Below are 12744 nucleotides of genomic sequence, written 5' to 3' on the forward strand. Positions count from 1 at the left end.
CTAGAGGTCGTGCCCCCGGCCCTCCCGGCTCGGGTCGGCCGCCGGGCCGACCGGGTGGTCGACGTCGGGATCCGCCATCCGGTCGACCGTGGGGTCATCGCCGTCGTCGAGCTGCTCCCACGCCGCACGGTCCGGGTCGGACGGGGTGGTCGCCGAACCGGGGGCGGCGTAGCGCGCGCCGAGCCGGGCCATCCGCCGTTCCTTCACGACGAGCAGCACCCCCGCCGCCACCGCCAGCACGGCGGCCGCGACCGCCACCCAGGCCCCCGCCCCGGTGGAGACCGGGGACGTCCCGATCGGCTGGCCCGCGGTGTTCAGGCCGGCCCTGGCGGAGACGATCTCGGCGGGCGTCGGCGGCGTGACGAGCCGCGCGACCGTCGTCCAGCCCGCCGCGACCCCGGCCAGCACCACCAGCACGCCCAGCACCCGGCGGGCGATCCCGGACAGCGCGACGGTCGCCGCGACGGCCGCGAGCAGCACCGCGGCGACGGCGGTGACCGTCGGCTGGATCTGCGACCCGGTCACCGACGCCGCACCGGCGCCTCCGGTAGCCGAGGGCACCTGCACCGAGAACCAGGTCACGGTGCCGGACAGCCACGCCGTCCCGGCACCGACGAGCAACAGGACGCAGGCGACGGCGAGCGAGCGGCGGTCGTCGCGCTCCGGGGCCGTCATGCGCGGACCTCCGGCGGTCGCAGGGACCCGGCTGCCGCGACGGCGGACAGCACCGCCCGTGCCTTGTTCAGGGTCTCGGTGTCCTCGGCCTCCGGGTCGGAGTCGGCGACGATGCCGCCGCCGGCCTGGACGTACGCCGTCCCGTTGCGGATCAGCCCGGTGCGGATGGCGATGGCGGTGTCCGCGTTCCCGGCGAAGTCCAGGTAGCCGACGATGCCGCCGTACAGGCCGCGACGGGTCGGCTCGAGTCGGTCGATGACCTGCATCGCGCGGACCTTGGGCGCACCGGACAGCGTCCCGGCCGGGAAGCAGGCCAGCACCGCGTCGAACGCCGTCCGGTCGCCGCGCAGCAGCCCCGTCACCGTCGAGACCAGGTGCATGACGTGCGAGTACCGCTCGACGGAGAAGAAGTTGTGCACCTTCACCGAACCCGGCTCGCAGACCCGGCCGAGGTCGTTGCGCCCGAGGTCGACGAGCATCAGGTGCTCGGCGCGCTCCTTGTCGTCGGAGCGCAGGTCCTTCTCCAGCTGCTGGTCCTCCTCGTCGGTGGCGCCGCGCCAGCGGGTCCCGGCGATCGGGTGCGTCGTCGCGCGCCCGTCGTACACGTTGACCAGCGCCTCCGGGCTGGATCCGACGATCGCGAACGGCTCGCCGGTGGCGGGGTCCTCGAGGTGCAGCAGGTACATGTACGGGCTCGGGTTCGTGGTGCGCAGCACCCGGTAGACCTCGAGCGGGTCGGCGTCGCAACGCGCCTCGAACCGCTGGGAGACGACGATCTGGAACGCCTCACCGGCCCGGATCTCCTCCTTCGCGACCTCGATGGCGGCGTGATGCTCCGCGGGGGTGCGGCGCCGGACGAACTCGGGCTCGCCCGGGAGGTACACCGCGACCGTCGACGGAGCCGGGGCGGCCAGCTCGGCGGTCATCCGGTCCAGGCGGGTGACGGCGTCGTCGTAGGCCTGGTCGACGCGCTCGTCGGTGGCGTCCCAGTTGATCGCGTTCGCGATCAGCGTGACCGTGCCCTCGTGGTGGTCGAGCGCGGCGAGGTCGGTGGCCAGCAGCATGCCGAGCTCGGGCAGCCGCAGGTCGTCGACGGGTGGGTCGTCCGGGTCCGCGATGTGTTCCAGGCGGCGCACCGTGTCGTAGCCGAGGTAGCCGACCATCCCGCCGGTCAGCGGCGGCAGGCCGGGCAGCGGCTCGGAGTGCAGCTCGGTCAGGACGGTGCGCAACGCGTCCAGCGGGTCGCCGTCGGTCGGCAGCCGGTCCGGCACGTCCCCTGTCCAGCGCAGACCGCCGCCCTGCGGCGCGGACAGCATCGCCGCGCTGCGCGCCCCGACGAACGACCACCGCGACCACGACCGCCCGTTCTCCGCGGACTCCAGCAGGAACGTGCCCGGCCTGTACCGATGCCCGTTCCGCGTGCGCTCCTCTCCGGCACCGGCCAGCTTGCGGTACACCCCGACCGGCGTCTCGTCGTCGGCCAGAAGGCGGCGCGTCACCGGGATCACCCGGTGGCCGCGGGCCAGCTCGTGGAACTCCTCACGGGACGGGGTGACCGCGCCGAGGCCGGCCGTGCGGGTGCTGCTCGCGGTCATGCGTTCCATTGTCAATGATGGAGGGGTGAGTTCCGCGACCGGACCGGACGGGTCCGCCCCCCGCCGACGCGGGCGGCGGGGCACCGGGGAGGACACGAAGGCCCAGCTGCTCGTCGCCGCCCGTGCGGAGTTCTCGGCCCACGGCTACGACGGCGCCACCGTGCGGCGCATCGCGGAGCGGGCCGGCGTCGACGCGGCGATGGTCAACCACTGGTTCGGCGGCAAGGACTCGCTGTTCACCGCGTCGCTGCAGGTGCCGGTCGATCCCGCGATGATCCGGGAGAAGGTGCTGCCGGGTGATCCGGAGCGCCTCGGTGAGCGGATCGTGCGGATGTTCCTGTGGATCTGGGACGAGTCCGGGCCGGACCCGTTCGTGGCGTTGCTGCGCTCGGTCGCCGCCTATCCTCCCGCGGCCCGGATGATGCGGGAGTTCGTCGGCCGGGTGGTGATCGCGCCGGTCGTCGGAGCGGTCTCTCCCGACCGGCACGCCGAGCGGGGTGCGCTCCTCGCGTCCCAGATCGTCGGGCTGGGCATGGTGCGCTACGTCGTGCAGCTCGAACCGCTGGCCACGGCCGGCCACGACGACGTCGTCGCCGCGATCGCCCCGACGCTGCAGCGCTATCTGACCGGCGACCTCGGGTCGATGAACCCGGACTCGTAGGCCCGCACGACGGCCTGGGTCCGGTCCCGGGCACCGAGCTTGGCCAGCACGTTCCCGACGTGGGTCTTCACCGTCTCGACGCCGACAACGAGCTCGGCCGCGATCTCGGCGTTGGACAGTCCCCTGGCCATCAGCCGCAGCACCCCGGACTCCCGCTCGGTCAGACCGACGCCGGCGAGCCGGTCCCCGTCGACCGGCCCGAACCCGGCGAGCAGCTCCCGCACGGCGGCCGGGAACAGCAGCGACTCGCCGGTCGCGACGGTGCGCACCGCCTGCACGATCTCCGCCGGACGGGTGCGCTTGAGCAGGAACCCGGCGGCCCCGGCGCGCAGCGCGTCGTAGACGTGGCCGTCGTTGCCGAACGTGGTCAGCACCAGCACGCGCGGCGGGTCGGCGCGGCGCAGCAGGTCGCGGGTCGCCGTGATCCCGTCCACGGCCGGCATCCGGACGTCCATCAGCACGACGTCCGGGTGCAGTCGCGCGACGAGCCCCGGCACCTCGGCACCGTCCGAGGCCTCGCCGAGGACGTGCAGGTCGGGCTGGGCGTCCAGGACGGCGCGCAGGCCGGTCCGGACGAGCTCCTCGTCGTCGACGATCAGGATGCCGGTCACCGCACCTCCCCCGGTTCGACGACCGGTCCGCCGCAGGGCAGCCGCGCGGCGAGCCGCCACACGCCGTCGTCGGGTCCCGCGGTGAGCTGCCCGCCGAGCAGCGCAGCGCGTTCGGCCATGCCCCGCAGCCCGCGGCCGCCACGGCCGGTGCGCGTCCCGTCCGACGGGAGCGGGTTGTCGACGGTCAGCTCCAGACCGGTCCGCGCGGCCGACAGGCGCACCGTCACCGGCACCGGACCGGCGTGGCGCAGCGCGTTCGTCAGTGCCTCCTGGACGAGCCGGTACCCCTCCCGGGACACGACGGCGGGCAGGCCGGCCAGCTCGCCGTCGCGGTACACCTCCACCTCGACGCCCGCGGTCCGGGCGCCGTCCACGAGCGTGTCGAGCGCGTCGAGGTCGCGAGGCGCCTCCACGGCACCGTCGTCCTCCCGCAGGACGCCGAGCACGTGGTCGAGGTCGTCCAGCGCCCTCCGGCCGGTCTCCTCGATCGCGGCCAGCGCACGCCGCGCGAACGCCGGGTCGGAGTCGAGCAGCTCGGACGCGGCTCCGGCCTGCAGCGTGGTGACGGTGAGCGCGTGACCCACCGAGTCGTGCAGCTCGCGGGCGATCCGGGCGCGTTCGGCCTGGCGGGTGGCCCGCCGCTGTGCGACGACGAGCTCCGCGGCGAGCCGTTCCGACGGCGTCGGCCCGAGCAGACGCGGCGCCGCGCGGGCGAGCAGCGCACCGGCCGCCACGACGACGGCGACCGACGCGACGACGGTCAGCACGCCGACCACCGGCGCCCACCACGCGTCGGCGCCGGTGGGCAGTGGCGGCTGCGGCAGCCACGGCGCGATCAGGAACCCGACCGCCGTCGGCAACCCGAGCAGCAGCAGGAGCGCGCCGAGCCCACCGAGCACCATGCAGAGCAACAGCCACAGCGCCCCCCGACGCCGGACCGACCAGTCCCGCTCGGTCGACGGATCGGGCTCCGGCAGCGTCACCCCGAGCAGGGACCGCGCAGCCGTGACCTCCAGCGCCCGCACCCCCGGCACGACGGCCACGGCGACACCGACCACCACCGTCAGCGCGAGCAGCGGGACCAGCGCCGCAGGTGTCATCCCGGTGGACACGGCCAGCGTGAACAGCCAGCCGAACGCGACGTACGGCAGCAGCACGACGGCGCCGAGCAGCACGTGCACGACGCGGCGGCCGGCCGTCCCGACCGCCGCACGCACCCGGACCGGGTTCACGAGGTGATCCTGGCAGACGGCACCGACAACCCTGCTCCCTCGCGCGGGGGAGCCGGTCCCCCCGCGGTCGGGAGGGCACGGACGCCGTCGCGGACCAGGCTCGTTCCCATGACCCGCTCACTGACGACGAACACCCGGCCGCTCGCCGTGGCCGCCGCCCTCGGAACCCTCCCCTACCTGCTGCTCAAGGTGTTCTGGCTGACCGGGAACCCGGTCGGCGTCACCGATCCGGCACTGATCTCGTCGACGTCGATGGTCGCGCTGAACGCGGCCACGGCCGTGCTCGACGCCGCCGTCGTGGCGCTCGCGTTCACGCTCACGTCGGCGTGGGGACGGCGGCTCCCGGCGGTGGCCGTGCTGCTGCCCGCGTGGGTGGCGACCGGGCTGCTCGGGCCGATCGCGCTGGCCGGCCTGCCTGCGGCGCTCGTCGTCGCGGCGTCCGGCAACGGTTCCGGAGACGCCCTCGGGCTGGCCGGCTGGGTCCGGCCGATGGTCTACGGCGGGTTCACCTGGCAGGCGGTGTTCCTGCTGGCCGCGTTCGCCGTGTACGCACGCGGCCGCTGGTCCAGCGCCGTACGGCGGCCGGCGCCGGTGGACGGGCCGGTCGCGACGCTGCTGCGGGCGTGCGTCGGCGGCGGGGTCGTGACGGCGGTGCTCGGCGCGGTGCTCGCGCTGCTCGGCGGGATACTCGACGGCGGGTGGGTCCCGATCGTCGGTGCGGTCGCGAACGGCGCGTTCCCGCTGGCCGGAGCCGTGGGTGTACTGGCGCTGGCCCGCGGACGGGCGTCGGGGCGGGCACGGACGGCCGCCGTGGTCGCGGCGTGGTGCGGATCGGCGGCCGCGTTCTCCGGCGGGCTCTGGGTCGCGGTCACGACGCTCGGCACGACGGACCTGGCCGCGGCGGGCAACCCGGCGGCGGGTCTGGCCCAGCTGTGCTGCCTGCTCGCCGGGTTCGCCATGGCCGTCGCCGGCCTCCTGGCCGTGTCCGGGGCGGGCTCCCCCACCGGCGCGGCCTCTCCCACCGACGCGGCCTCCCCCACCGGGGCGGCATCCCCCACCGGCGCGGCCTCCCCCACCGGCGCGGCATCCCCCACCGGCGCGGCCTCCCCCACCGGCGCGGCCCCCTCCGGCACGGCCCACGGACCGGAGCGTCGAACCGTGCCGGCCGGGCAGTGATCAACTCCCGCCGAGATGTGGTTCAGCGGGCCTTCCCGATCCCGGGAGCCCGCTGGGCCGCATCTCGGCGTCGCACGCTGGTCGGCTGGCCGGGTCGTCGAGGTGGACGCATCATGGAACGCATGGTCGATCTGTCGGAGTCCGTGGGCGCGGGGCTCTCCGCGCTGCGCTCGCGGATCGGCGGAGCCGTGTTCGCGAAGGTCGCCGGACCGGAGGGATCCGGCCGGCGGGACCGCATCCACGCCACCGAGGGCCCGCGATGGTTCGCCGAGGACCGTCCGATCCGGCGGGTGCACGGCGACGCGTCGATGTTCGTCGGCGGCGTCCGGGCGCTGCTGCTGCAGTCGCTGCACCCGCTGGCGATGGCCGGGGTCGCCGGCCACTCCGGCTTCCGCGGCGACCCGTGGGGCCGGCTGCAGCGCACCAGCTACTTCCTGGCCGCGACGACGTTCGGCCCGGCCGAGGAGGCCGACCGCGTGATCGCGACGATCAAGCGCGCGCACACGTTCGTGCACGGCACCGCCCCGGACGGGCGGCCCTACTCGGCACAGGACCCGCACCTGTTGCGCTGGGTGCACATCGCGGAGATCGACAGCTTCCTGCGCGCGCACCAGCGCTACGGCCACCGCCCGTTGGACCAGGACGGCCGCGACGGCTACGTCGCCGACACCGCCCGTGTCGCCCGTGAACTCGACGTGCCGGACCCGCCGGAGACCGAGGCGGAGCTGGACGCGCAGATCGCGGCGTACCGCCCGGAGCTGGAAGGCACGCCGGACGCCCGGGCCGCGGCACGGTTCCTGCTGCTCAACCCGCCGTTACCGCTCGCGGCCCGCGTCCCGTACGGCGCGCTGGCGGCCGCGTCGGTGGGTCTGATGCCGCGCTGGGCGCGGGTGCCGCTGCGGCTGCCGTACCTGCCGCTGGCCGAGGCGACGGTCGTCCGCGCCGGTGGGCAGGCGATCACCGCCGGCATCCGGTGGGTGACCACGGCACCGACCCCTCCGATGCCGCCGGTGCATCCGTAGGCGGCCGATCACTCCCTGATACGGCGGGCGACCGGGAGGCGAGCGGACGGGATCAGGAGCCGTCGTCGGCGAGGAGCACGTCGGTGTCGAAGCACGTGCGGGTGCCGGTGTGGCACGCCGGACCCTCCTGGTCCACGACGACGAGGACGGCGTCGCCGTCGCAGTCCAGCCGCACCTCGTGCACGTGCTGGACGTGCCCGGAGGTGTCGCCCTTGACCCAGTACTCCTGGCGCGAACGCGACCAGTACGTCCCGCGGCCGGTGGTGAGCGTGCGGTGCAGGGCCTCGTCGTCCATCCAGCCGACCATGAGCACCTCGCCGGCGCGGGACTGCACGACGGCGCAGACCAGCCCGTCGGCGTCCCGCTTGAGGCGCGCGGCGATCGACGGGTCGAGCATCGAGTCCGTCGCGCGGACGCGCTGCGCCGACGGTTCGCTCGCGAGCTCGCTCACCGCACCTCCACCTCCGCGCCCCGCAGAGCGTCCTTGACCTCGGCGATCCGCAGCGTCCCGAAGTGGAACACGCTGGCCGCCAGCACGGCGTCGGCCCCGGCGCGCACGGCGGGCGGGAAGTGCGCGACCTCGCCCGCCCCGCCGGACGCGATCACCGGCACCTCGACGACCGCGCGCACCGCAGAGATCATCTCCAGGTCGAAGCCGTTGCGGGTGCCGTCGGCGTCCATCGAGTTCAGCAGGATCTCCCCGACACCGAGGTCCTGGCCACGACGGGCCCACTCGACGGCGTCGACGCCCGCACTGCGGCGGCCCCCGTGCGTCGTGACCTCCCAGCCCGACGGCTGCGGCTCACCACCGTCGGGCACGCGTCGCGCGTCGACGGAGAGCACGATGCACTGCGACCCGAACCGCCGTGACATCTCGTGCAGCAGCTCAGGGCGGGCGATCGCGGCCGTGTTCACGCTGACCTTGTCCGCCCCTGCACGCAGCATCAGGTCGACGTCGTCCGGGGTGCGGATCCCGCCGCCCACGGTGAGCGGGATGAACACCTGCTCCGCGGTGCGGCGCACGACGTCCACCATCGTCCCCCGCTCCGACGACGACGCCGTCACGTCCAGGAACGTCAGCTCGTCGGCGCCCTCGGCGTCGTACACGCGGGCCATCTCGACGGGGTCGCCCGCGTCGCGCAGCTCCCGGAAGTTGACGCCCTTCACCACGCGCCCGGCGTCGACGTCCAGGCACGGGATCACGCGCACCGCGACGCCCACTAGCCGACCTTCCGGACCGCGTCCAGCGCCTCGGGCAGCGTGAACCGCTGCGCGTAGAGCGCCTTGCCGACGATCGAGCCCTCGATGTTCACGCCGGACGCGGCCACCTCGGCGAGCCGCACCAGGTCCTTCACCTCGGAGATCCCGCCGGACGCGATCACCGGCGCCGTGGTCGCGTTCGCCACGTCGGTCAGCAGCTCGACGTTCGGTCCCTGCAGCGTCCCGTCCTTCGAGACGTCGGTGACGACGTAGCGGGCGACGCCGTCGCGGTCCATGCGCGCCAACGTCTCCCAGAGGTCGCCGCCGTCGGTGGTCCAGCCGCGCGCGGCCAGCCGGTGCCGCTCATCGATGATCTTGACGTCCAGCCCGACGGCGATCCGGTCGCCGTGCTCCGCGACGACGCGGGCGCACCACGCGGGGTCCTCCAGCGCGGCGGTGCCGAGGTTGACCCGGCGGCAGCCGGTGGACAGCGCACGCTCCAGCGACGCGTCGTCGCGGATGCCGCCGGACAGCTCGACGGCCACGTCCAGCCTGCCGACGACGTCGGCGAGCAGCTCGGCGTTCGACCCGCGCCCGAACGCGGCGTCGAGGTCGACCAGGTGGATCCACTCCGCGCCGTCGCGTTGCCAGGTCAACGCCGCCTCGAGCGGCTCGCCGTAGCCGGTCTCGGTACCGGCCTCGCCCTGTACGAGACGGACGGCCTGACCGTCGGCGACGTCGACGGCCGGTAGCAACGTGAAACTCACCCGGCCAGCCTACTTCCGCGCGCCGACCGTTCCCGGACAGGCCGAGGGGACCGCATCGCGCGGCCGGCGGCCCGCCCGCACGCCCGGACCGCGGGCGCGGTCGTGCGCCGCAGCGACATCCGCCCGCGGCACGTCGTCCACGGCCCCGCTCCGCGGCCCTGCCGGCGATGCGGCACGGCGGTCGCGTTCGCGCCGGCGGCGCGGACCCCGCACGGCCGGGGGACGTGGCGGTGCCCGCAGTGTCCGGTCCGACGGCTCTGGGAGATCCGTCCTTTCCGGACTAACATCCCGCCATGCCGACGCCCCGCACGCGCGCCAGGGACGCCGACCGCACGGCGGCCTGCGACGCACTCGACGCGGCGTACGCCGACGGACAGATCGACGGCGTCGAGCACCGGGAGCGCACGGCCACGGCACTGCAGGCGACGACGCTCGGTGAGCTGCACGCCGTCGTCGAGGACCTGCAGGTGGCCGTCCCACCGGCTGCGGCCCCACGACTGCAGCCCGCCCGGCGACGACGGGCGTGGCCGGTCGTGGTCGCGGCCGTCACGGTGCCGGCGGTCGTCGTCGCCGGGGTCGCGTGGAGCGTCGCCGACCGGCCGGTCGCGAACGGCGTGGACCGTCCGCAGGTGGAGGCCGTCACGCCCCGGGTGGTCGGGCCGACGAACGTCCAGACGCCGGAGGGGTACCGGGCGTTCGTCGACGCCGTCCGGGCGGAGCTGGGGACGACGGTCGTCGACCAGGCGACGCTCTACCCGGACTACGCGATCGTGCAGGCGCTGGTCCCGGGCGAGCCGCGCCGGATCCGGATGTACATCTTCCGCGGCGGGATGGACTCCTCGCCGACGACCGGCAGCACGCGGGATGCCGACGACCCGACCGTCGACCTCGCGTCGTTCGACCCGCAGCCGATGCTCGCTCTGCTGGCCGGGGCGCCGCAGAGCCTGAACGTCCGGGACGCCTCGATGCGCTACGTGATCGTCGACGGCGGCGACGGCGCGGGACCGCGGCTCGCCGTGCACGCGTCGAACTCGTTCGGCGAGTCCGGGTACCTGCAGGCGAAGCCGGACGGGACGGTCACGACGAGGTTCCCGTTCGAGTGAGGATCGGGCGCGTTCCCACGGTGAGCACCGCCGCGACCATGGCCACGCCGGCGAGCAGCGCGAACACCTCCGGGTAGCCGCCGAACAGCGCGGCCAGACCGGATCCGGCGGCGGGCCCGAGGGCGATCGCGATCGTCGCCGGGGCCTGCAGGATGCCGTTCAGGCGGCCGTACACCTCCGGCGACCAGCGGTCGGACAGCGCGGTCGCCTGGAGCAGCGTGAAGATCCCGCGGGCCAGTCCGGCGCCGACCGCGGCGAGCACGAGCAACCACGCCGGGCCGGGCAGCACGGCCAGCAGCCCGGTCGCGACGCCGAGCGCCCCGAGCACCAGCGCCGCCCGGCCGCGGACCCCGGTGCGCGCGACCAGGCGCGGGTAGAACAGGCGACCGGTGACCTGCCCGAGCCCGCCCAGGCCCAGTGCCCACGCGGCGAGCCCGGTGGACAGCCCGCGTTCGAGCAGCAACGGGACCTGGTTCACGGTCACCGCGAACGACGTGAACGCGCCGAGGCAGATCGCGCCCGTGAGCAGCAGGAACGGGCGGCTGCGGGCGATCGCCGCCGGGCCGCTCGCGTCCCCGGTCACGCGGTCGGCCGGCAACGCATCGGGCCACGCGCCGCGCAGGCCGAACAGGTGCGCCGGGACCGTGACGGCCAACAGCACCGCGGCCAGCACCAGGTAGGTGCCCCGCCATCCGAACGTCGTCAGCAACGCGGCCGTCAGGGGCGCGAACACCGTGCTCGCCAGGCCTCCGACCAGCGTGAGCGACGTCAGCGCCCGCACCCGGTCGTCGCCCCACCAGCGGGTCAGCGCCGCGAACGCGGGCGGGTACAGCGTCCCGGCCTGCGCCACGCCGACGACCAGCCACGCGGCCGTGAACAGCCAGAACGACCCGGCCGTCGCCACCGCGGCGACCGCGGGCACACCGAGCACCGACGCCCCGGTCATCAGCCACCGCGGACCGTGCCGGTCGAGGATCCGGCCCACCGGGACACCGACCAGCGCCGAGACGACCAGGCCGGCGGAGAACGCGGCCGTGACGGCGCTGACCGGCCAGCCGGTGTCGCCGGAGATCGACGGGGCGAGCACCGGGAACGCGTAGTACAGGACGCCCCAGCTGGTGATCTCGGTCAGGCAGAGGACCAGCAGCACCCGCCGCCGCCCCGCACGACCGAGCTCCGGAGTCACCCGGACACGATCACACTCGGCGCCGAGATCCGCTCCGCACGCTCCGCTCGGCCTCGAGATCCGCTCCGCACGGCCTCGAGGTTCGCGCCGCTCAGCGGACGACGTCGCGCAGCCAGTTCTCCAGGACGGTGGCCCCCGCGTCGCCGGACTTCTCCGGGTGGAACTGGGTGGCGGCCAACGCCCCGTTCTCGACGGCGGCGACGACGTCCTCGCCGTGGTGCGTCCAGGTCACCAGCGGCGGGCGCATCGCGTGCGACTCCGCCAGCTCCCACCGGGTCACGCCGAAGGAGTGCACGAAGTAGAACCGCGTGCCGGCGTCCAGCCCGGCGAACAGCGTGCTGCCGTCGGGCACGGTGACGGTGTTCCAGCCCATGTGCGGCAACACGTCCGCCGTGATCCGCTCGACCGTGCCGGGCCACTCGCCGCAGCCCTCGGTGTCCTCGCCGAACTCGACACCGCGGTCGAACAGCACCTGCATGCCGACGCAGATCCCGAGCACCGGACGCCCACCGGCGAGCCTGCGGCCGATGATCCGCGGACCGCGCACGGCGTTGAGACCCTTCATGCACGCCGCGAACGCGCCGACGCCAGGGACCACCAGGCCGTCGGCGTTCAGGGCGGCGTCGAAGTCGTCGGTGACGGTGACGTCGGCGCCCACCCGCTCCAGCGCTCGCTCCGCGGAGCGGAGGTTCCCCGACCCGTAGTCCAGCACGACGACGTTCGACACCCGCCCAGGATAAACGCCCACGTCACGCCCGTTCGGGCGATGCCGGGCACCGGCCGTGCCCGCGACACCGCGAAGCACGTCGCCGCCGCGTCCGGAGTGGACACGACGTCCTAGGTGGACAGTCGCACGGTCAACCGTGGCAGGAACCACTGGATCAGCGGTCCGACGAGCAGGGCGTAGGCCACGGTGATCACACCGAACGTGCCGCCCAGCAGCCAGCCGGTGAGCACGACGACCACCTCGATCGTCGTGCGCACCAGCCGGACCGAGAACCGGGTGCGGGCGGCGAGCCCGGTCATCAGCCCGTCGCGCGGGCCGGGGCCGAGGCCGACGCCGATGTAGGCCGCCGTCGCCGCCGCGTTCAGCACGATCCCGGCGACGGCGAACGCGATCCGCACCCCCAGCACGTCGACGACCGGGATCAGGGCGAGCGCGAGATCGACGGTCAGCCCGATGACGACGACGTTCGCGACCGTCCCGATCCCCGGCCGTTCCCGCAGCGGGACCCACAGCAGCAGGACGACGACACCGGTCACGACGGTCGTCGCGCCGATCGACAGCCCGGTGTGCCGCGCGAGGCCCTGGTGCAGCACGTCCCACGGCATCGAGCCGAGCCCGGCACGCATCATCAGCGCCATCGACACGGCGTAGGCCGCCAGCCCGACGACGAGCTGCGTCAGCCGCCGTCCCCGCCGCGGCATCCGGGTCAGCGACCAGCGGGTGGTACTTCTGTCGACCGTCACGAAATGGCATGCTTCCTTCTCGACTGGCCTGGTGTCATCGAGCCAA

General features: G+C 74.7%; 14 protein-coding genes. 4 read left to right on the forward strand and 10 right to left on the reverse strand.

Annotated elements, in window-relative coordinates:
- Together EV378_RS03810 and EV378_RS03815 are read right to left on the reverse strand one after the other, a co-directional pair.
- Nucleotides 1-675, reverse strand: a complete 675-nt coding sequence (locus tag EV378_RS03810) for a Trp biosynthesis-associated membrane protein (protein ID WP_132421347.1) — start codon at nucleotides 673-675, stop codon at nucleotides 1-3.
- The gene (locus EV378_RS03815; RefSeq protein WP_132421348.1) at nucleotides 672-2270 is read right to left on the reverse strand and encodes an anthranilate synthase component I; all 1599 of its coding nucleotides are present in this window, start codon (nucleotides 2268-2270) and stop codon (nucleotides 672-674) included. Before EV378_RS03815 ends, EV378_RS03810 begins: the two co-directional genes overlap by 4 nt.
- 25 nt (nucleotides 2271-2295) lie before the next feature.
- Between EV378_RS03815 and EV378_RS03820 the strand changes: the two genes are divergently transcribed.
- Entirely contained in the window at nucleotides 2296-2931 is a 636-nt protein-coding gene (locus EV378_RS03820) for a TetR/AcrR family transcriptional regulator (protein ID WP_243653257.1), read from the forward strand.
- Here EV378_RS03820 and EV378_RS03825 read toward each other — a convergent pair.
- Together EV378_RS03825 and EV378_RS03830 are read right to left on the reverse strand one after the other, a co-directional pair.
- Nucleotides 2889-3542 carry a response regulator transcription factor gene (locus tag EV378_RS03825; RefSeq protein WP_132421350.1) on the reverse strand — a complete coding sequence of 218 codons (654 nt, stop codon included), beginning with the start codon at nucleotides 3540-3542 and terminating at the stop codon, nucleotides 2889-2891. The genes EV378_RS03820 and EV378_RS03825 overlap by 43 nt on opposite strands.
- On the reverse strand, nucleotides 3539-4774 hold the full coding sequence (locus EV378_RS03830; protein WP_207908566.1) for a sensor histidine kinase: 1236 nt from the start codon (nucleotides 4772-4774) through the stop codon (nucleotides 3539-3541). Before EV378_RS03830 ends, EV378_RS03825 begins: the two co-directional genes overlap by 4 nt.
- Before the next feature lie 108 nt (nucleotides 4775-4882).
- Between EV378_RS03830 and EV378_RS03835 the strand changes: the two genes are divergently transcribed.
- Together EV378_RS03835 and EV378_RS03840 are read left to right on the forward strand one after the other, a co-directional pair.
- Entirely contained in the window at nucleotides 4883-5950 is a 1068-nt protein-coding gene (locus EV378_RS03835; RefSeq protein ID WP_132421351.1) for a hypothetical protein, read from the forward strand.
- A gap of 122 nt (nucleotides 5951-6072) precedes the next feature.
- On the forward strand, nucleotides 6073-6972 hold the full coding sequence (locus EV378_RS03840; protein WP_132421352.1) for an oxygenase MpaB family protein: 900 nt from the start codon (nucleotides 6073-6075) through the stop codon (nucleotides 6970-6972).
- 52 nt (nucleotides 6973-7024) lie between these two features.
- Here EV378_RS03840 and hisI read toward each other — a convergent pair whose 3' ends face one another.
- From hisI to priA, 3 genes are read right to left on the reverse strand one after another with little or no spacing between them, the layout of a single operon-like run.
- Nucleotides 7025-7369, reverse strand: coding sequence for a phosphoribosyl-AMP cyclohydrolase (gene hisI / locus EV378_RS03845; protein WP_132427356.1), 345 nt, complete (start codon nucleotides 7367-7369; stop codon nucleotides 7025-7027).
- 50 nt (nucleotides 7370-7419) lie between these two features.
- Nucleotides 7420-8193: an imidazole glycerol phosphate synthase subunit HisF gene (hisF, locus tag EV378_RS03850; RefSeq protein ID WP_132421353.1), complete on the reverse strand. Its 774-nt coding sequence runs from the start codon at nucleotides 8191-8193 to the stop codon at nucleotides 7420-7422.
- Entirely contained in the window at nucleotides 8193-8939 is a 747-nt protein-coding gene (priA, locus tag EV378_RS03855; RefSeq protein WP_132421354.1) for a bifunctional 1-(5-phosphoribosyl)-5-((5-phosphoribosylamino)methylideneamino)imidazole-4-carboxamide isomerase/phosphoribosylanthranilate isomerase PriA, read from the reverse strand. Before priA ends, hisF begins: the two co-directional genes overlap by 1 nt.
- A gap of 293 nt (nucleotides 8940-9232) precedes the next feature.
- Between priA and EV378_RS03860 the strand changes: the two genes are divergently transcribed.
- Entirely contained in the window at nucleotides 9233-10042 is an 810-nt protein-coding gene (locus tag EV378_RS03860; RefSeq protein ID WP_132421355.1) for a DUF1707 SHOCT-like domain-containing protein, read from the forward strand.
- Here EV378_RS03860 and EV378_RS03865 read toward each other — a convergent pair.
- The 3 genes from EV378_RS03865 to yczE form a co-directional block, all read right to left on the reverse strand.
- Nucleotides 10017-11228, reverse strand: a complete 1212-nt coding sequence (locus tag EV378_RS03865) for an MFS transporter (protein WP_243653258.1) — start codon at nucleotides 11226-11228, stop codon at nucleotides 10017-10019. The genes EV378_RS03860 and EV378_RS03865 overlap by 26 nt on opposite strands.
- Before the next feature lie 91 nt (nucleotides 11229-11319).
- On the reverse strand, nucleotides 11320-11955 hold the full coding sequence (gene hisH / locus EV378_RS03870) for an imidazole glycerol phosphate synthase subunit HisH (protein WP_132421356.1): 636 nt from the start codon (nucleotides 11953-11955) through the stop codon (nucleotides 11320-11322).
- A 110-nt stretch (nucleotides 11956-12065) separates the two neighbouring features.
- Complete coding sequence (yczE, locus tag EV378_RS03875; RefSeq protein WP_132427360.1) at nucleotides 12066-12656, reverse strand: membrane protein YczE; 591 nt, start codon at nucleotides 12654-12656, stop codon at nucleotides 12066-12068.
- Nucleotides 12657-12744 lie beyond the last annotated feature (88 nt).

It is taken from the genome of Pseudonocardia endophytica, from assembly GCF_004339565.1.
In the GTDB taxonomy this organism is placed as follows: domain Bacteria; phylum Actinomycetota; class Actinomycetes; order Mycobacteriales; family Pseudonocardiaceae; genus Pseudonocardia; species Pseudonocardia endophytica.

What these genes read in the sequence shown, in the direction of transcription:
- EV378_RS03810 (WP_132421347.1), bottom strand. Translation starts at nt 675, where the DNA reads ATGACGGCCCCGGAGCGCGACGACCGCCGCTCGCTCGCCGTCGCCTGC.
- EV378_RS03815 (WP_132421348.1), bottom strand. Translation starts at nt 2,270, where the DNA reads ATGACCGCGAGCAGCACCCGCACGGCCGGCCTCGGCGCGGTCACCCCG.
- EV378_RS03835 (WP_132421351.1), top strand. Translation starts at nt 4,883, where the DNA reads ATGACCCGCTCACTGACGACGAACACCCGGCCGCTCGCCGTGGCCGCC.
- EV378_RS03840 (WP_132421352.1), top strand. Translation starts at nt 6,073, where the DNA reads ATGGTCGATCTGTCGGAGTCCGTGGGCGCGGGGCTCTCCGCGCTGCGC.
- hisI (WP_132427356.1), bottom strand. Translation starts at nt 7,369, where the DNA reads ATGCTCGACCCGTCGATCGCCGCGCGCCTCAAGCGGGACGCCGACGGG.
- EV378_RS03860 (WP_132421355.1), top strand. Translation starts at nt 9,233, where the DNA reads ATGCCGACGCCCCGCACGCGCGCCAGGGACGCCGACCGCACGGCGGCC.
- yczE (WP_132427360.1), bottom strand. Translation starts at nt 12,656, where the DNA reads ATGCCGCGGCGGGGACGGCGGCTGACGCAGCTCGTCGTCGGGCTGGCG.